Genomic DNA, 18,381 nt, shown 5'->3' on the forward strand with positions numbered 1-18,381 from the left:
CTTTCGCATGAAAGCGCGCGCCGCTTCAAGCTTGCCACCTATGCGGGCCGCGTGCTTATTCGGCACAAGACCGGTCGCGCTCCAGCGGCCGCTGGTGAAGCGCATCCATGATCCTCCAATGTCCCGAGTGCAGCACGCGCTATCTGGTTCCCGACAGCGCGATCGGGACCGAGGGGCGCACCGTGCGCTGCGCCAATTGCAAGCACAGCTGGTTCCAGGGACCCGCCGCGGCCCCCGACACCGTCGTCGACATGCCGGAATCGACCCCACTCCCACCGGCGCCCGCCCCGCTTGCCCCGCTGCCCCGCGCGCCGATCGCCGACGTATCCGAGCGGTTCGCGGCGGTCGCTCCAGCGCCGACGCCGACCCCGCCGGCTGCCCAGGCCGAGCCCGAACCCGCGTTCGTCGCGCCGACCTACCAAGCCGTCGCCGAGCAGCCGCCGTTCCGTCCGCGCCGCAACACGACGCGGCGCTGGACGATCGTCGCGGTCATCGCCGGGCTGCTTATGCTGCTCGCGGCAGGCGCGATCGTCTATCTCGGCGCGCCGGGTGTCGCCGCCAAGCTCGGCATCGGCGTCGCCACCGACGACAGCCCGCTGCGGCTGCGCGACAACCCGATCGAGCGGCGCGAACTCGACAACGGCTCCGAGCTGTTCGCGGTCAGTGGCCAGGTGAGCAACCCGTCGGACCAGCGCCAGCGCGTGCCCGATATCAGGGCTGAACTCCGCGATGCGCAGGGGCGGCTGGTGTACAGCTGGACGATCACCCCGCAACAGCGCACGCTGGCTCCCGGCGGGACGATCGATTTCAATTCGGCGACGCTCAACGTGCCGGCGAACTCGAAGCGGCTCGAGCTGAGCTTCGCAGGTGAGTCGACCCGCTAGCGGCGACACGCGACGATCCGGCAGCGGCGGCCGAGCGTAGCAAAATCGGCGTTTGCGGTCTCCGCCGACGACTTTCTCGCAAAGGCCGTTGCGTCGCGTTCAAACCCTTGCTAGTGGCGCTCGCCTACCAGATGCCGGGTCCGCCCGGTGATGTTTCATGGGCGGCCATGGCGGAACTGGTAGACGCGCAACGTTGAGGTCGTTGTGGGCGAAAGCCCGTGGAAGTTCGAGTCTTCTTGGCCGCACCATTTTTCCCGATGAAATGAACATCCCCTTCGAGGGCCACCCCTTCGATTGCCACTCCCGCCGCGTTCATGCGTTGGGCCGGGTGGAGGAATTTGCATGAGTTCGATCGACGACACGATCATCGACACGCCCGAGGGGCCGATGACGTTTGCGCAGTGGAAGAAGAAGAACCCGGTCCAGCTGCCCTCGCGGCGGACCAAGGGAAAGAAGCTGCCCAACAAGGTGAAGCTCACCACCGACGAGAAATAGCGGTGGCTAAATCTCGAACGCGGCGCCGATAGGCCGATACGCTCCCCTCCCTGGAAGGGAGGGGTTGGGGGTGGGTTGGCCTGCTCGTGCCACCCCGGTCCGGATTACGCGGAAGCCGACCCACCCCTGCCCCTCCCTTCCAGGGAGGGGAAAGCAGCGGGCATCACATCGGTTGCCGCTCAGTGCCTCCCCGCCCCCTGCCTCGCCCGGATCATCCGCGCCTGGAATTTCACGCGCTGCCAGAAGGTCGCGTCGTCGAGCCGCCATTGCCGGATCGCCTGCGTCGCCAGCGTCTCGATCAGCGCCTCGCTGGTCGCCGCGTCCTGCTTTGCGAACTCGCGCGCCAGCTCTTCCACGCAGGGACCGTGATCGGTGAAGTCGCGCGGCGGCATTATCGTCGGACTCGGCATCGGCATCGACATCGGCATAGATTTCTCTCCCTGTGATTATCGGCGACCACCGAACAGCGCGCGCGTCGCGCCGCCGATCGTGGCCTGGTCGAACTTCAGCCGCATCGTCACGTACGGCCCCTGCCGCGTGTAGCGGTCGTCCTCGAAATCGCGGTCGCGGTAGCCCGAGATGTTGTAACCGGCGCTGATCCACGTGTTGCGTGCGGGGGATACGCCGACCGATGGCCCACCGCTCCACGACCAGGCGCCGCGCGACCACGCATGCTGCACCGATCCGCTGACGCCGATATCGAACCGGGTGCCGATATCCTGGCGCAACTCGAACCCGGTGACGTCGATATACCCGTCATAGGTATCGTCGGCGAACCGCCCCGCGACGTATTTCGCGCCGTAATACACCGTCGCCTCGGTGCCGTGTCCGAGCCCTTCCGGACCGGTACGATAGTTGACCGCGAGGTTGTTGATGATCCGCGACGTCACCTGATCGCCTGCGCCATAGGCGGGGACGCCCAGCGCATTCGAGTCGCTGAACCCGGCATCTGCGCTCTCGTGCCGCAGTTCGAGCCGTTCGAGCACCGACCAGCGGCTGTCGAGCGGCCGCAGCGCGAGCGCCAGATCGGCGGTGGCATAGGTCGCGACCGCGCCGGTCCGATCCTTGATCGTGTAGGCCTTGATGCTCGACGCGAGCGTCTTGCCCTGCCCCAGCGTGCGCAGGAAGTTGGTGGTGATGCCCCAGCGATCGCCGCTGTCGGCGTTGCGATATTCGAGCCGTCCGTTCACCGACCAGCGAGCCTGGCGGTAGGTCGCCCCGAACGTTGCCGCCGCGTAGTCGCCGTTGGTCTGGTCCTGGCCGACATAGCCGCCCGAGGTGACCGGCTGGAACGCGTTGACGACCGCGCCTTCGGGGATCTTGCCCTTGAGCGTGTTGCTGGCGTCGAGCGTCCCGTCGATGGTCCAGTGCTTGCCGAGCGGCACCGACTGGCTGAGGCCGTATTGCGCATAGGTCCGCGCGCCGTTCTCGCCGATCGCCTGCTGGTTCAGCGTGCTCATCAGCTTGGCGCCGGTCCAGGGCGCGACGTCGACGCCGAACTGCTTGGTATGCGCGACATAGCCGTCGCCGTTGGCGATCTCGTAGCCACCGATCAGGCGGATGCCGGGCTTGATCCGGTAGGCCAGCTGGATCTGATGGCGGACCGGGAAGTCGACGCTGTCGCTGTCGCCGCCAGGCGCGAACTGCGTCTGGCCGGTGAGCGTCAGCTTGTCGCCGAACAGCGCCTGCGTGCCGCCGACCGTCAGCAGACGGCTGTCGCGGTCCTTGCCGTCCCTGCCGCGGTCCGACGCGAACTGGCCGCCGACGAAGATCGTGCCGGTGTCGCGGCGATATTCGATACGGGCCTCGCCGGCGGCACGCGTACCGGGGGTGCTCAGCTGCTGTTGGTACCAGGCGACCCCGGTCACGCTCAGCCGATCGGTCAGCCGCAGCCGGCCGTCGAGCCCGAACTTGCGCGTCCCCGCCTCGACGAGGTTCTGCTGGCCGACGCCGAACGCGGTATCCTGCTGGCGGGCATAGGCGAGCAGATCGAGCTTGGTGCCGTGGTGATCGACCTCGGCCAAATAGGCGAGGCCCTGACCCAGCCCGCCGCGACCGCCCTTGGCGATCTCGCCGCGCAGTTCGGTATTGGCGGTGACGTGTGCCTTGATATCGGCGCCGAGCACAGTGGCCTTGCCGATGGTCTCGTCACGGATGACCGCGGCACCGATCTCGACCCGACCGTTCGCCAGCTTGGTCGCGACGCGCGCGGCGGCGGCGAGCTTGGACGATTTGCCGCCCTCGACCTCGTAATCCGCGACGATGAAGACCGGGTTGAGGTTGCTGTCACGGCTAAGGATAGGCTGGCGGAAGCGCACCGTGCCCATCGAGGTGTCGATGTCGTAGTCGATGTGCCGCGTCAGCTGGGTGGTCGCGATGATCAGCTCGGAGCGGAACCGGTCGCGCGTCTCGATCCGCAGCTTGTCGCTGTTCGGCACGATATCGCGCCCCGACAGCCGGTATGGACCACTCAGGCCGTTGCCCTGAATCTCGTCGCGCGAATACAGCGTGTCGGTGTTGGCGGCGAACCCGGTCGCGCGGATCCGCTTGCCCTCATAGGCGGCCTTCACGCCGTTGAGCGTGCGGTTGTAGCGGGTCAGCTGCGTGTCGGTGAAGCCGGTCTCGAAATCGCCGAACAGCGCGTAGAATTCGCGACGCTCGAGCCGCAGGTACAGCTTGCGCTTGGTGGCGGCGTCATAGCCCTGGCGCGAGCCGTCGCCATAGACGGTGTAGTAGCGATCGGGATCGATCGTGCCGAGCAGGCCGCGATCGGGATCGTATTTGCGGTCGCTGTCATAGGCGATCGTCGCCAGCCACGAGCCCTTGACGCGACCCTTGGCGTAGAAGGCGAGCTGGCCGTCGGTGACGACGCTGCCGCGCTGCGACCGCGGGAGGCCAGACTGGCGCTTGCTGAGCATGTCGTAGCCGAGCGAGCCCGCACCGAAGCCGACCACGACCCATTGCTTGGCGGAGGCGGCGAGCCAGGCGCGAACCTCGTTGGCATGGACGACCTTGTCCTGGGTCAGCGAGACGACGACGTGGACGGCACCCGCCTGCGTGGTCGGCTGGAGCGTGATGAAGGCGAGCCCGTCGTCGCCGACCACCAGCGCGGTGGTGGCGGACCGCTCGCGGCCGGCAAGCTGGCGACCCTGTTCGAGCTCGGCCTCGACCGCAGCGGTATAGGGCTGGTCGACGGTGAACGGCACCAGCGTTCCGGCGCGAACCGGACGGCCGGTCTTGTCGGTGACGCGGACCGCGATCAGCGGACGGGTCAGGCCATCGGCGACGAGCCGGCTGCTGGCGGCGTCGAACACCGCGCGCACGCCTGCGCCCGAATAATGCACCAAGCGGTCGAGCGTCTTCACGACGCTGCCGTCGGCGGCCAGCACGCGTGCCTGGAGGCGATTGTCGCCGTCGATCAACGGGATACCCGTCCAGCGCGAGACCGCGATGTCGGTGCCGTCACGCTGATCGGTGCCGTCGAACGCGAGCGCTTCGACCTGCTTGCCGTTGATCGTCAGCGCTACCCGCTGACCGGGCATGTGCTTGACGACCGCACGGACGATCGGCGCGCGCGGGTTGTGGTCGGCGAGCGGGAACAGCCAGTCGATGCCCGCCGTCTGTCCACCGGCCAGCCAGTCGCGGCTGCCGGCGGCGGTGGCGTCGTCGAGGATGGTGACGGGGAGCGTGGCGTCGACAGCGGCAGCCTTGCCGGTCGGCTTCAGCTGGAAATCGACGCGCTTGAGCAGGCCGCCGTCGCCCTCGACGAAGCGCGAGATCGGGCTGTTGGCCTGGCGCGTGTCGATGTCGCAGGCGACCGGCGCATGCGTGACGGGGATGCTCGACGTGTCGATCTGGACGACGTGGCGACCGGCGCGGACGCCCTCGAAATGGTACAGCCCGTCGCGATCGGTGGAGACGAACGTGCCGTCCTCCATCAGCAGGCGGATTCCAGGTACGCCCTTGCGCTTGTCGACCGGATCGCCGCAATTCCCCTCGGTCACGCGGCCGATGATCGTCATCGCGTCGGTGAACAGCAGCGGACGCAGCCGCACCGAGGCGGCAGCCTCGTTGCTGGAGACGTCGCCCTGCCCAGCGACGCGGGCGCGGTTCAGCGCCTCGCCGACGGGTGCGCCAGGCGCGATGCTGACGACGTATTTCAGTTCGGTCGAGGCGCCGGCAGCCAGCAGCGGGATCGCGAAATCGAGGTTGCGGCCATCGCTCGACACGGTCGGCTCGTCACCGCCGCGCGCGGAATTGCGTTCGTAGCGCAGCCCCCTTGGCAACGTATCGGCGACGTGGAGTCCGCGCGCAGGGACCGAATCGCGATTGGTGATGCGCAGCAGATACTGGACGAAATCGCCCGGCGACGCCTCGCGCACCGACGCGATCTTGGTCAGCAGCAGCTTGCCGGGACCGGGGCCATCGAGCGGAATATCCGCCGTGAACGGCTCAGGCCTGGCCAGCGTGAACACGTCCCCGAAGCTTGCCTCCTTGAGGATGAACGGTGCGCCGTCCAGATCCTTGAGCGCGGCCAGCGCAGTACGGTCGGCGGTCGACGGGGCGACATAATCACCCGGCGGGACCACCTTCAAAGCATAGCGGCCCGGCGTCGTCAGCGGGAACCGATAGCGGCCGGTTTCGCCGGGATAGACGCGCCCGCTGGCGTCGGTGACGGTCGCACCAGTCATCATCGTCGAGGGGTAGCGGCTGACACCGTCGTCGCCGAAGACGGTGGCTGGCTGGCCGGTCTCGTCGACCAGCGACACGGTGGAGCCATCGACCAGTGCGCCGGTGCGCGAATCGAAGGTGTAGCCCGCCGGATCGATCAGGATCGACGCGGTCGAGGCGTAGCTGAACTCGTCTTCGGCGAAGCTGAGCGTGATCGGTGTGCCGCGCGTACGCACTTCGCACGGTTCGAGATCGGGATATCGGCCCGTTTCGGTCGAGGGAACGCCGCCGGCGAAAATGCCGCTGTTGGCGGCAGTTTCGACCAGCGTCAGCGGAACCTTGGTTTCGCCAATATTTGCGGTAATCACCGCCGTCTCACGGACCGCCGGATCGTGATTGCCCGCCTGGTTGTCGAGCACCAGGATCATGTCTTCCTTGACGTCGAGCGCCGCGACGTTGGGCGCCGCGGCAAAGGTCGGTGCATCGATCGGTGCAGGCGTAAACAGATAGGTCGGGACGGTCTGACACGTCGCGCCGGTGAAGGCGTAATTGATCGGGGCCAGACGGAATGAGAGCGTCGTCGGACGCTTGGCACGGTTCACGTCGAGCGCGACCGTGTTGGACGGAACGGCCCGTGTGCCGGAGTCGCTACCTGCGTCGTCGAACGACAGCGTTGCGGTATTCTGGACACGGATCGTCTGCGCCATCGCTGGTGCCGCGCCGATGGCGGGCCCGAGCAACAGCATCGGAATGAGGGCGCCAAGGCGCGAGAGGCGACGGGAGCTGGACATAAGGGATCCTTTCCCGGCACGCGTCGCCACGCGCCGGGATCGGTCGGTCCTTTCGGATGCGAGGTGGGTTTAGTTGATCGTCACGCGGAAGGTCGCCGCGACCGAGGTCCCGCCCAGCAAGACCGGTATCCGCGCGTTCACCGTCTTCGTGGTGGCGTTGAACGAGCCGGTGTAGTTGACCAGCGGCACGGTCACCGTTCCGTCGTCGGCCAGCGAAACGCCGTCGACGATACCCGTCAGCAGGCACGTGCCGCCGAGCGCGATCGCGCCGATCGACATCGAGTTGGCGACATAGGTGGTGTTGGGCGGGACGACGTCGGTCAGCGTTACGTTCGACGCCGGCGTCCCCACCGTGCCGTTGTTGACGACCAGGCAATATTGCACGACCGCGCCCGGGATCGCCTTTGGTGCGACGGCGAGGTTGATCGGATCGGTCAACACCAGCTGCGACTTGGCGACGCTCAAGGCGACGTTGCGCGTGGTGATCTCGTAGCCGAGCGCCGCGCGGCCCTGCCCGTTATAGATGATATCGGGACCAAGGCCGTCCGAGTCGTTGTCGGCGAAGACCACGTCGACGACGTTATCGTCGTTCGGGGCGACGCTCGGCGCCAGCGGCAAGCCCTGCGCAGCCGTATCGCCACCAGCCGCGACCTGGGCGATCAGGGTGATGCCGGCGAGGACGTTGGCCTGGTTGTTGGGGATGTCGGCGACGATGAAGACGACCGCCGACTGATCGGCGCCGAGTTCGTTGATGTAGGTCGCGGTATCGGTACCGGCGTCATAGGTGCCGTTGCCGTTCGAATCGACGTAGATGTGGATGTTGGTCACATCGAAATTGTCGCCGTTGAACAGCCCCTGGATCGGCGTCTGGCTCGACGACAGCAGGAAGTCCTGCGTGCCGTTGGTGTTGTTGGTGACCTTGAACGTCGTCACCGCAGCGGTCTGGCCGATCGCGACCTGCGTGTTGTTCGGCTGGTTGGCGATCACGGTCAGGTTGACCTTGCGATCGACCACGAAGCTCACCGCGTTCGACGTCGCGTTCTGCTGGACGCCGTTGACGGTGTAGCTCGCCTGCGCGGTGTTGGTGACGGTCGTGCCGGCGGCGGTGCCGGCGGGCCCCGGTGCCTGTGCGTTGGCGGTGCCGGCCATCGTGCCGGCGGACACGATGGCGGCCGTACCGGCCAACAGCGTGCGTAGTACCCCTTTTGCGAACATGTCTTGATTTTCCTTATGTGTGTTTAGTCAGGCTTGGTGGTGGGGGGAGATCATTTGAGGACGGCCTGGAACGCGAATTGGCCTTGCGAACCGGCCGGTATCGGGTTCGCAATGCGCCACCGGACGCTGGTGACATCGCTGGGGCTCGCCGCGCGCGTGCTGCCGTCGAGGCTGCGGACGCGGAGCGCGTCGAGCGCGCCGTACGTCGTGCCGTCGACCGACACGTCGGGTGCAGGCGAACCGGGATTTGCGGATCGATAGGAGATCGCCGCCGGCAACGGGTTGGCCAGGACGACGTTGGCCAGCGGCTGTTTGCCGGTGTTGCGATAGGCGAGGACGAAGATGACCTTGTCGCCCGGCGTCACCTTGCCCGGCTTGACCAAGGTGATCCGCGTGGTGCCATCGGCGGCCGCGCTGCGGCTCTCAACGAGGATGCTGCTCGTCACCTGCAGCGGGCCCGCGGCAGAAACGGAGGCGGTGGTCGCCATCAGGACGGCGGCAATCATGGGACGCGTGATCATGCTTGGACTCCTCATTGGATCTTGGTTTTGAATTGAACGGTGTGGACGGCGGCGGCGGCGACCTGGCCGAGTGCGACGGCGATGCCGCCGCCAGCCGCGCCGGGAGCCGATGCGTTGCGATCGAAGGCACCCGCATCGCCGTCGCCGGCATCGGTCAGCGGCGTGCCGTCGAGCGTGAGGCTGCCGGGAACGAACACCGTGCCCTCGGGGATCGGATCGACGATCCGCGCGCCGGTGACCGCATCGGTGAACCGCGCCTCGAGCGTGTAGGTGATGACCGCATCGCGCACCGCGTTCTGCGATCCGTCGGCGGCCAGCACGGACTGGCTCTTGAACAACGACGGGCCGGCGATGCCGGTGGTGATCGGCACGACGACGCTGGCGATCGCCCCGGTCGGGCCGACGACCGCATCGCCGCCACCGTCGCCCAGCCCGGCATAGGTGCTGCCCGGCTGGCCCGATCCAGTGGTCGATTGTGCGGTGACCGTCAGCGTCGCGGTCGCGGCGCCACCCGAGGAATCGGTCCTGACCAGGATCGCCAGCAATTTGATCGACTGGCTGGGCGACAGGACCGGAGTCCTGCCATCGGCAGGGGGCAGATCCTTGACCGGATCATAGAGCCCATCGCCGTCCGCATCGATCACCAGCGCCTGGACGCCGAAGACGCCGGCCGACACGCTGGCAGCGATCGCGAAGGATTCATTGCCATTGTCGCGATTGGTCAGCGTGAACGGCACCGCCTTGGGCTGCGGCGTGACGACGACGGCGCCCTGCCCGGTGCGGACCAGGCTCACATCGAGCCGTTCGGCGACGATGATCGTCACGGTGTTGGAGACAGTCGACTGGGTCGCGCCGTTCAGGTCGAACCCCAGCGCCGCGGTGTTGACGATCGGCGTACCGGCAGGCGTCGGAGCAGTGGCCTGGCTCCAGGCCGGCGCTGGCGCGAGCAGGCCCGCTGCTCCGGCGATCAACGCACGCAACGCAGTGACGGAGACCGATCGGTACCCTGCCCTCATTGCAAATGCTTGATTTTGCCGAACCAATTTGTCCCCCTGACCTTTGTTAGGGAACAAAATTGCGTCGTATCGCTTAACTAAAACCTACTAAATCAAAACGACAAACAGCGGCGATGTTTTTCGTATGTTTCCAACGAAAATGGTGACTTGTTCGTCGCAAATTTACACTAAAATGGACCGTTAACTGTCTTCTGGTTGTATCGTTGCTCCGAGATAGCGATCGTAGCAAGTATACGATCATGATTCGGGCGCCAGACGCAGCTTTAGATCGTGCCCGTCGGGCGTGCCTGCTCTGGTCATCGATAAACGCGCGCGCGAAAGTCCGGTGCCTTTACAAAGCCCGGCTTCTGGCGGTTCACTGGTGCTTGAGCGCCCGCAGATAGGCTTTCATCGCCTGGTCGCCGGTATGGCTGAGCGAAATCTCGACGCGTCGGCGATCGGTCGGATCGATGACGCGATCGATGAGCTTGAGCTTGTGAAGATGTTCGATCCAGCGCTGCGATGTCGTCACCGGCGCGTCCGACATGCTGACCAGCGCCTTGATGTTCATCGGCAGGCGGGCATCACGCGAGACGAACAGCGCGAGCAGCATATCCCAGGCCGGTTCGTGAAACAGTTCGCCCGGCAGGAACTGACGCCGCATGCGCCGTTGCTCGAGTACCGTTTCGGCATAATCGACGAGCGCGGCTTCGTCGTTTTCCTCGCCTACCGGCGCCTCTTCGGCGGCATGCGCGACGCGCCCGTTGAATTCCTCCGCCACGGCGGACAGCTTGGCCGTGAGATCCTTGATCAGTTCGACCACCGACTCGTTCTTCACTCAAAGACTCCCGTCGTTCACCAAGGATGAGACATCATCGGCCGATCCGCCCTGTTCGCGATGCGGAACCACCGCGGCCTGACAGATCGAACTGACGACATTGTCTCCTTCCCTCACGGTTTTTCAACCTAATCCTTTGAAAATAGGTAACCATGTGAGAAATACATACAAAAATAGCTCTGTTTGAACTTCATTTCGGATCAATCTGTAGTGTTGCGGCACTATATCCAAATTGGTTTTGTTTTGGTTTTAATCGTACCATTTCGAAACTACGCTGCGAATCGGGGATATTATACGGTTCTGGCGGACTTGCCGGTTTTCGGCTATCGGGGGGCGTGCCTTGGCATTCGTCATGGCATGGCGCCTGATAGTGGAAGTTCGATCATGAACGCGTTCAGCGTATATGCGCAGTTACAGGATGCCTGCCGGGCGCTGGACGCCGCTGAGGATCATGCGATCGCCGCCTATGTCGAATGGGCGATGACGCTGATGGCCGAGAAATATGGCCTGACGCCCGACGCGATCGATGCCCCCGCCGAGACCGAACGCCCGGGCTGAGGCGCAACACCGCCGGCTTGTGCGACATCGAAGGACGCGGTTGGCGACATCATTTCACGATATCATTCAGCGATAACCGTGTGGGACCATGCGGATTATCGCCGGCGGCGACGTCTATAATCGCTCGCTGTGCGTATAGTGATCGAATCGCGTGCCATCCCGCACGGACCAAAGGACGTCGTGCCCGCTGACATGCCTGCTTCTTCCCCCGCCTGCCCCGCTGCCTTCCTGAATGCCGTCGGCACCGCGGTGCCCGATCACGACATCCATGACGCCTTCATCGCCTGGGCGCGCGCGCGGACCGATGCGCGCGCGACACGGGTGTTCGACCGGATGGCGTCGCGGTCGGGGATCGCGCATCGCTGGTCGGTGTTGCCACCGACCGCGGACGGGGGGTCGCCGGTCGACGCTGCGGGCTTCTATGCGACCGAACCACATCCCGGCACCGCCGCGCGGATGACGCTGTATGCAGAGCACGCGCCCGATCTGGCGATCCGCGCGATCGACGCGTTGCGCGCGAAAATCGCGGTCGAGGGCATCACGCATCTGGTGGTGGCGAGCTGCACCGGTTTCGTCGCGCCCGGAATCGACCAGATCATCGCGCGCCGGCTGGGGCTGTCGCCCAGCGTCGAACGGCTGCTGATCGGTTTCATGGGGTGCTACGCGGCGGTCGTCGCATTGCGCAACGCGCGCCACATCGTCCGCTCCGCACCCAACGCACGCGTGTTGGTCGTGACGGTCGAGCTCTCGACGCTGCATCTTCAACCCGCCACCGATATCGAGCCGTTGCTGGCGATGCTGCAGTTCGGCGACGGCGCTGCGGCCGCGCTGGTGACCGCGGACGCGACCGGGATCGAGCTCGGCACGCCGTTCGCCGCCGCGCTGCCCGATACCGAGACGCTGATCCGCTGGGACGTCACCGATGCGGGGTTCGCGATGCATCTGTCGGGCGAGGTGCCCGCGCGAATCGCCACGGCGCTGGCGGATACCGCGTTCCGGACGATCGTCAGCGACGGCCACCCGCCCGAATCGATCGACGGCTGGGCGGTGCATGCCGGCGGACGCTCGATCCTCGACGCGGTCGAGCATGCGATGCACCTGAAGCCCGACGCGCTCGATGCATCGCGGCGGGTGCTGGCGGAGAACGGCAACATGTCGTCGGCGACGTTGATGTTCGTGTTCGAACGCCTGCTGGCCGGACCGCCGATCGGGCACGGAGTCGCGCTGGCGTTCGGACCCGGGCTAGCCGCGGAGGGCTTCGGATTCCGGAGCGCGGCATGAGCCTCGCCACGCGCAGCCAGGCCGAGGAGCTGATGGACGCGGACGATCTCGACGCGGCGACGTATGCGGACGTGGTCGGCGATCTCGCCACCGTGAACACCGTGACGATGGCGCGGCGGCCGACGCTCGATTTTCTCGACCGGGCGACCAAAGGGCGCAAGCGCGTCCGCGTGCTCGATGTCGGGTTTGGCGACGGCGACATGCTGCGGCGGATCGCGCGCTGGGCCAAGGCGAAAGGGATCGAGGCGGACCTCGTCGGCGTCGATCTCAACCCGCGGAGCGAACAGGCGGCGCGCGCGCATGGCACCGCCATCGGCGGCGATATCCGCTATGTCACCGGCGGCTATGCCGATCTCGCCGACGAACCCTGGGACGTGATCGTCAGCAGCCTCGTCGCGCATCACATGAGCCACGACCAGCTGGTCGCGTTCCTGCGCTTCATGGAAGCGCATGCGAGCGCGGGGTGGTTCGTCAACGATCTCCACCGCCACGGGTTCGCGCATTGGGGGTTCCCGATTCTCGCCACGATCGCGCGCTGGCACCGGATCGTCCGGCATGACGGCACGCTGTCGATCGCGCGCAGCTATCGCCCCGACGAATGGCCACCGATCCTCGCCGAGGCGGGGATATCCCAGGCGAAGGTCCGTCGCGTCTTTCCGTTCCGGTTATGCGTCGAACGCCTGCGCTGATCGTCGGCGGCGGGCTCGCTGGCGCCGCGACCGCGATTCAGCTCGCGCGCGCCGGCTTGCCGCACCTGCTCGTCGAGCGATCGCGCGAGACGGGCGATGCGATCTGCGGCGGGTTCCTCAGCTGGCGGACGCTGGAGACGCTGGCCGGGCTGGGGATCGATCCCGACGCGCTCAACCCGGCGCGGGTGACGCGAGCGCGGATCTATGCTGGCGCGCGGCGTGCGGAGGCCGCGCTGCCGCATCCGGCGGTTTCTGTGACACGCCGACGCCTCGATACGGTGCTGCTGGCCGAAGCCGTCCGGCTCGGCACGCCGGTCGAACGCGGTGTCACCGTGCGCGAGATCGACGGCACGACGGTCCGCACCGCGGATGGCGCGACCTTCGCCCCCGACGCGCTGTTCCTCGCCAGCGGCAAGCACGACGTTCGCGGGTCGGCACGCCCCGAGGAGGCGCGCGGCGACGATCCGACGCTCGGGCTGCGCGTGCGGATCGCCCCGTCTCCCGCGCTGCGCCGGTCGCTCGAGGGGGGCATCGAGCTGCATCTGTTCGATCGCGGCTATGCAGGGCTGGCGATGCAGGAGGATGGCACCGCGAACCTGTGCCTCGCAGTGCATCGCTCGCGCCTCCAGGCGGCGGGATCGCCCGCGCAACTGCTCGACGCGCTCGGTCGCGAGATGCCGGCGCTCGGCGAATGGGTCGCGCTGGTCGACGGCGCCGCGACGATCGATGCCATCGCCAACGTCCCCTATGGCTGGCGGCAGCGTCAGGGCGTGAACGCCATGTTCCGACTCGGCGATCAGGCCGGCGTCATCCCGTCGCTGGCAGGCGAGGGCATGGGCATCGCGCTGGCCAGCGGAGTCGCGGCGGCCGACGCCTATGTCAAAGGCGGGACGGACGCCGCCGCGCACTGGCAGGAAGATTTCGCGCGCCGCCTCGCCCGTCCGATCGGCATCGCCAGCATCGTCCGCCAGGTCGCCGAAAGTACGCGTGCGGCGTGGCTGCTGCCATTGCTGCGCCCCGCCTTGATCCAGGTGATCGCGAATGCAACCAGAATAGGGCACACTTAGCGTTCGGTGTCAGGCCACCTTGAAATCCGTCCCGCCAGCACGAGATTCAAACCCATGGACCAGCTGAACCTTTCCGAATCCGAGTGGCGCCAGCGCCTCACCCCCGAGCAATATCACGTGCTGCGCGAGGCGGGCACCGAGCGTGCGTTCGCCGGTGCGCTCAACGACAACAAGGCCGACGGCATCTATCGGTGCGCGGCGTGCAGCAACGAGCTGTTCGACAGCGCGGACAAATATGATTCCGGCTCGGGCTGGCCGAGCTTCACGCAGCCGATCGGCCCCGACGCGGTCACCGACCACACCGATCGCAGCCACGGCATGACCCGCGTCGAGACACGGTGCGCGCGCTGCGACAGCCATATGGGGCATGTTTTCCCCGACGGCCCGCCGCCGACCGGCCAGCGCTACTGCATGAACTCGCTATCGCTGGAATTCCGGCCGCGCAAAGCGAACGTCGCGGCCTGATCGCGCTTGTAGGGCGCGGGCGGAACGCGTAATTCTCGCGGTCACATGGCCAGTACGCGTTCTGCTTCACCGTCCCGTCGGCCCCCGTCTACCCCGGCGTCTCGCTGGCGTCGGCGGCTGGTCGTCTTCCTGAAGGTCTGCATCGGACTCGGTCTGCTCGCGCTGGGTGCGCTGGTGATCGCGGTCTATGTAGCGATGTCGCAACTGCCGAGCTTCGACAGCCTGAAGTCGTCGCCCAACGGCCAGATGATCCGCGTCCATGCCGCCGACGGCACGGTGATCGTGTCGATGGGGCCGAGCTTCGGCGAATGGCTCCCGTATTCGCAGATCCCGCAGGTGATGCGCGACGCGACCGTCTCGGTCGAGGATCGCCGCTTCCGGTCGCATATCGGCATCGATCCGGTCGGCGTCGCGCGGTCGGTGAAGGTGCGGTTCGACCGCGGCCACTGGACGCAAGGCGGCTCCACGATCACGCAGCAGCTCGCGCGCACCGTTTTCCTCAACAACCAGAAGAAGTTCGGCCGCAAATTCCGCGAGGGCATCCTTGCGTTCGCGCTCGAATGGAAGTTCAGCAAGGACCAGATCCTCGAACTCTATCTGAACAAGGTCTATTACGGCGGCGGCGCCTACGGGATCGACGCGGCGTCGCGGAAATTCTTCGGTCATGGCGCGGATCATCTGAGCCTCGCCGAAGCGGCGGTGATCGCCGGCCTCGTCAAGGCGCCGTCGAACTACTCGCCGACCGCCGACGCGGAGGCCGCGGTCGGCCGTGCGGGCGTCGTGCTGGAGACGATGCGAGAGACCGGTGCGATCACCGCCGAGCAGGCTGCCGATGCCAATGTCAGCGGGCTGAAACTCGCCCCCGAGCCCAAGCAGAACAGCGTGCGGTATTTCACCGACTGGGCGTTGCCGCAGCTCGATACGCTGATAGACGAGACCACCGAACCGCTAGAGGTGTGGACAACGCTCGACCTGACGATGCAGCGCCAGGCGGACGACGCGATCCGCGCCAATGCACCACCCGGGGCGCAGGGCGCGCTGGTCGCGCTCGATCGTGGCGGCGAGGTCCGGGCGATGGTCGGCGGCAAGGATTACGTGTCGTCGATCTACAACCGCGCGACGCAGGCGGTCCGCCAGCCGGGCTCGGCGTTCAAGCTGTTCGTCTACCTCGCCGCGCTCGAAGCCGGTCACAAGCCCGACGATTCGATCGTCGACGAACCCGTGACGATCCAGGGCTGGAGCCCGCGCAACGATTCGCGGCACAACTCTGGTGCGGTGTCGTTGCGCACCGCGTTCGCCTATTCGCTCAACACCGTCGCCGCCAAGCTCGGCCAGGAGGTCGGCTTCAACACGGTGGCAGACATGGCACGGCGGTTCGGCATCACGACGCCGGTCAACGTGCACCCGTCGATGGTGCTGGGCACTTCCGAAGTCCGCGTGATCGACATGACGCGCGCGTTCGCGAGCGTCGCCAACAAGGGCGTCGCGGTGACGCCGTACGGGATCACGCGAGTCACCGCGAACGGCCAGACGATCTACACGCACGAGGTCGACCGCAGCCATGTGCTGGTCGCGCCCTATGTCGCCGCCGAGATGACCGACCTGCTGCAGACCGCGGTCAACACCGGCACCGGTCGTGCCGCGCAGATCGGTCGCCCGGTCGCGGGCAAGACCGGCACCACCACCGCGTCGAAGGATGGCTGGTTCCTGGGCTTCTCCAGCGGCATCACCACCGGCGTGTGGATGGGCCGCGACGACGCCAAGCCGATCGCTGGCCTGCACGGCGGCACCGCGCCCGCCAAGGCCTGGGCGGCGTTCATGAAGCCCGCGACCGCGAACCGGCCGATCGAGCAGTTCGATACGCAGGTGACCTTGCCCGAGTGGCAGCTGGAACCCGACGAGCAGAGCTATTTCGGCCAGCCCGACAACGGCCAGATGGCGGTCGACGCGGACGGCAATCCGATCGAGCAGGGCCAGCCGCCGGTCCCGACCGATGCGCAGACCGGCGACACGATCCCGCGGCCCGATGCGGATCAGCCCGAGCCGGCGCCTGCTGCTCCGGCCGCACCGCCGCAACAGCTCAACCAGGACTGGATCAACCGGGTCACGGGCCGCGACCAGCCGCGTCAGGAGCAGCCGGCAGGACGCCAGCCGCTAACGCATGACGGGACGCGTCAGGATCGCTCTCAGGACGACCGCCCGAACCAGTGAAGTTCGGCACCGTGCGTGCGTAGCCAGACGCGCGCGGGTGTCGGGTCTTCACCGTAGAGCTGCTCGACCAGCCCGTGGAAGACGGGCGCGTGGTTCATGTGGACGCGGTGTGCGACTTCGTGCGCTACGGTGGCGCGGCGGACCCAGCTTGGCGCGAGGATCAGCCGCCAGCTGTAGCGGATGACGCCGCTCGATGCGCAGCTTCCCCAGCGGCCCTTGGCATCGCCGACCGCGACCTGCGCGACGGTTACCTTGGCCTTGGCGGCGTATTCGGTGGTCTCGGTTTCCAGCACGGCGAGTGCGGTGCGCTTGAGCCATGCCTCGACGCGGCGCGCGATCGTTTCGGGCGGGCCCGACAGCGACAGGACCGAGCCTTCGCGCACCACGGTGCGGCGGCTACCGGGCGTCCACTCGATCGTCAGCGGCTCGTCGGCGACCGTGACGACGGCGCCCGTCACGAACGGGCGGGGCTGTGGGAGCAACGCGCGCTGTTCGGCGATCCAGCCGGCCTTGTCCTCGGCCCAGGCCAGTGCCTGCTTCAAGGCCGCACGTTTCGGCAGGACGAGACGCGCCCGGCCACTTGCGGGATCGATCGACAGGCGCGCGCGACGGGCGCGGGGGTGACGGACGATCTCCAGGCCTTCTATCACCGCGTTATAGCTCGCGCTCGATCACATGATATTCGAGCTCGCCGGCCTCGTCCTCGCTGATCGTCCAGCCGCGCACCGACTGCTTGGCGCGGTGGACGGCCTCGCGGTCGCCGCAGACGAGGTAGTGCCATTCGGGCAATTGCTCGCCGGCCGCGCGCAGGCGGTACGCGCAGGTCGAGGGCAGCCAGTCGATCCCGCGGACGTTGCCCGTCGTCAGCCGCACGCATTCCGGGACATAGGCATGGCGATGGCGGTAGTCTGAGCACTGCCCGCTGCGGCGATCGAGCAGCCGGCACGAGACGTTGGTGGGCACCAGCTCGCCCGTATCCTCGTCCTCGAGCTTGTGGATGCAGCATTTGCCGCAGCCGTCGCACAAGGCTTCCCACTGGCCGCGGTCGAGCTGGTCGATCGGCGTATCTTCCCAGAAGCGCGCGCTCATCGAGCCCAGCGCTTGATTTCCGTCACCACCGCGTCGGGCCCTTGTTCCTGCGGCAGCAAAGCGAGGGGCTTGCCGTCCGGGTCCATCAGATAGGCTTGGCGCGAGTGGTTTACGAGGTAGCCGCCGCCGGGGGAGGCGTCGCCCTTGCTCGAATAGACGGCGTACTCGGTCTTGATCTTCGCGATCTGGTCATCGGTGCCGGTGAGGCCGACCATGCGCGGGTGGAACGCCGAGACGAACTGCTTGAGCACCGCGGGCGTATCGCGCGCGGGATCGACCGTCACGAACACCGGCACGATCTTGGCAGCGAGCGCGGGGTCGCTCGATTCGAGCTTTTTCACCGCTGCGCCGATCGCCTGGACATCCGTCGGACACACATCGGGACAGAAGGTGTAGCCGAAATACATGATCCGGTATTTGCCGGCAAAGTTGCGCTCGGTGACGGTCTGCCCGTTCTGGTCGGTCAGCGTGAAGCCGCCGCCGATCCGGGCGCCTTCGAGCGGAGGCTTGGCCGGAGGGGCGGAGGCGGTGCAGGCCGACAGGGCCAAGCCGGGCAGGGCGAGCGCGCAAAGGATGAAACGTCGGGTCATGGTGCCGCCAGCCTTGATCTG

General features: G+C 66.9%; 17 protein-coding genes and 1 tRNA gene. 9 read left to right on the forward strand and 9 right to left on the reverse strand.

The annotated features are described in order from the left end of the window. Positions 1 to 107 precede the first annotated feature (107 nt). From ASG20_RS13655 to ASG20_RS19710, 3 genes are all read left to right on the forward strand, one after another. Entirely contained in the window at positions 108 to 884 is a 777-nt protein-coding gene (locus tag ASG20_RS13655; protein ID WP_056053757.1) for an MJ0042-type zinc finger domain-containing protein, read from the forward strand. A gap of 161 nt (positions 885 to 1,045) precedes the next feature. Further along, positions 1,046 to 1,132, forward strand: a tRNA-Leu gene (locus ASG20_RS13660). Positions 1,133 to 1,226: 94 nt separating this feature from the next. Then, positions 1,227 to 1,379: a hypothetical protein gene (locus ASG20_RS19710; RefSeq protein WP_165886441.1), complete on the forward strand. Its 153-nt coding sequence runs from the start codon at positions 1,227 to 1,229 to the stop codon at positions 1,377 to 1,379. Positions 1,380 to 1,558: 179 nt separating this feature from the next. On the opposite strand, the gene ASG20_RS13665 is transcribed toward ASG20_RS19710, so the two are convergent. The 6 genes from ASG20_RS13665 to ASG20_RS13690 all read right to left on the reverse strand — a co-directional run bounded on the left by ASG20_RS13665 (position 1,559) and on the right by ASG20_RS13690 (position 10,410). Further along, positions 1,559 to 1,807: a hypothetical protein gene (locus ASG20_RS13665; RefSeq protein WP_056053760.1), complete on the reverse strand. Its 249-nt coding sequence runs from the start codon at positions 1,805 to 1,807 to the stop codon at positions 1,559 to 1,561. Positions 1,808 to 1,825: 18 nt separating this feature from the next. Beyond that, positions 1,826 to 6,841: a DUF11 domain-containing protein gene (locus ASG20_RS13670; RefSeq protein ID WP_231420588.1), complete on the reverse strand. Its 5,016-nt coding sequence runs from the start codon at positions 6,839 to 6,841 to the stop codon at positions 1,826 to 1,828. Between the two features lie 69 nt (positions 6,842 to 6,910). Then, complete coding sequence (locus ASG20_RS13675; RefSeq protein ID WP_056053763.1) at positions 6,911 to 8,056, reverse strand: DUF11 domain-containing protein; 1,146 nt, start codon at positions 8,054 to 8,056, stop codon at positions 6,911 to 6,913. A gap of 50 nt (positions 8,057 to 8,106) precedes the next feature. Then, the gene (locus ASG20_RS13680; RefSeq protein WP_056053766.1) at positions 8,107 to 8,577 is read right to left on the reverse strand and encodes a DUF11 domain-containing protein; all 471 of its coding nucleotides are present in this window, start codon (positions 8,575 to 8,577) and stop codon (positions 8,107 to 8,109) included. Between the two features lie 11 nt (positions 8,578 to 8,588). Continuing rightward, complete coding sequence (locus ASG20_RS13685; protein WP_082470975.1) at positions 8,589 to 9,593, reverse strand: hypothetical protein; 1,005 nt, start codon at positions 9,591 to 9,593, stop codon at positions 8,589 to 8,591. Positions 9,594 to 9,948: 355 nt separating this feature from the next. Continuing rightward, on the reverse strand, positions 9,949 to 10,410 hold the full coding sequence (locus tag ASG20_RS13690) for a hypothetical protein (protein ID WP_056053772.1): 462 nt from the start codon (positions 10,408 to 10,410) through the stop codon (positions 9,949 to 9,951). Positions 10,411 to 10,794: 384 nt separating this feature from the next. On the opposite strand from ASG20_RS13690, the gene ASG20_RS19470 reads away from it, so the two are divergent. The 6 genes from ASG20_RS19470 to ASG20_RS13715 all read left to right on the forward strand — a co-directional run bounded on the left by ASG20_RS19470 (position 10,795) and on the right by ASG20_RS13715 (position 16,681). Beyond that, positions 10,795 to 10,968, forward strand: a complete 174-nt coding sequence (locus tag ASG20_RS19470; RefSeq protein WP_156364332.1) for a hypothetical protein — start codon at positions 10,795 to 10,797, stop codon at positions 10,966 to 10,968. Between the two features lie 192 nt (positions 10,969 to 11,160). Then, the gene (locus ASG20_RS13695; protein ID WP_056054758.1) at positions 11,161 to 12,249 is read left to right on the forward strand and encodes a type III polyketide synthase; all 1,089 of its coding nucleotides are present in this window, start codon (positions 11,161 to 11,163) and stop codon (positions 12,247 to 12,249) included. Further along, positions 12,246 to 12,938, forward strand: coding sequence for a methyltransferase domain-containing protein (locus ASG20_RS13700; protein WP_056053775.1), 693 nt, complete (start codon positions 12,246 to 12,248; stop codon positions 12,936 to 12,938). The genes ASG20_RS13695 and ASG20_RS13700 overlap by 4 nt, the downstream gene beginning before the upstream one ends. After that, on the forward strand, positions 12,917 to 14,005 hold the full coding sequence (locus ASG20_RS13705; protein ID WP_056053776.1) for an NAD(P)/FAD-dependent oxidoreductase: 1,089 nt from the start codon (positions 12,917 to 12,919) through the stop codon (positions 14,003 to 14,005). Before ASG20_RS13700 ends, ASG20_RS13705 begins: the two co-directional genes overlap by 22 nt. A 54-nt stretch (positions 14,006 to 14,059) precedes the next feature. Beyond that, on the forward strand, positions 14,060 to 14,470 hold the full coding sequence (msrB, locus tag ASG20_RS13710) for a peptide-methionine (R)-S-oxide reductase MsrB (protein ID WP_056053779.1): 411 nt from the start codon (positions 14,060 to 14,062) through the stop codon (positions 14,468 to 14,470). A gap of 45 nt (positions 14,471 to 14,515) precedes the next feature. Further along, positions 14,516 to 16,681: a transglycosylase domain-containing protein gene (locus tag ASG20_RS13715; protein ID WP_056053781.1), complete on the forward strand. Its 2,166-nt coding sequence runs from the start codon at positions 14,516 to 14,518 to the stop codon at positions 16,679 to 16,681. Here ASG20_RS13715 and ASG20_RS13720 read toward each other — a convergent pair. The 3 genes from ASG20_RS13720 to ASG20_RS13730 are packed head-to-tail and all read right to left on the reverse strand — an operon-like array spanning position 16,657 to position 18,360. Beyond that, entirely contained in the window at positions 16,657 to 17,331 is a 675-nt protein-coding gene (locus ASG20_RS13720) for a M48 family metallopeptidase (protein ID WP_056053783.1), read from the reverse strand. The genes ASG20_RS13715 and ASG20_RS13720 overlap by 25 nt on opposite strands. 4 nt (positions 17,332 to 17,335) lie before the next feature. Further along, on the reverse strand, positions 17,336 to 17,770 hold the full coding sequence (locus ASG20_RS13725; protein WP_055874881.1) for a YcgN family cysteine cluster protein: 435 nt from the start codon (positions 17,768 to 17,770) through the stop codon (positions 17,336 to 17,338). Next, positions 17,767 to 18,360, reverse strand: a complete 594-nt coding sequence (locus tag ASG20_RS13730) for an SCO family protein (protein ID WP_056054761.1) — start codon at positions 18,358 to 18,360, stop codon at positions 17,767 to 17,769. Before ASG20_RS13730 ends, ASG20_RS13725 begins: the two co-directional genes overlap by 4 nt. Positions 18,361 to 18,381: the final 21 nt, after the last annotated feature.

Source organism: Sphingomonas sp. Leaf198, assembly GCF_001424005.1.
Lineage (GTDB): Bacteria > Pseudomonadota > Alphaproteobacteria > Sphingomonadales > Sphingomonadaceae > Sphingomonas.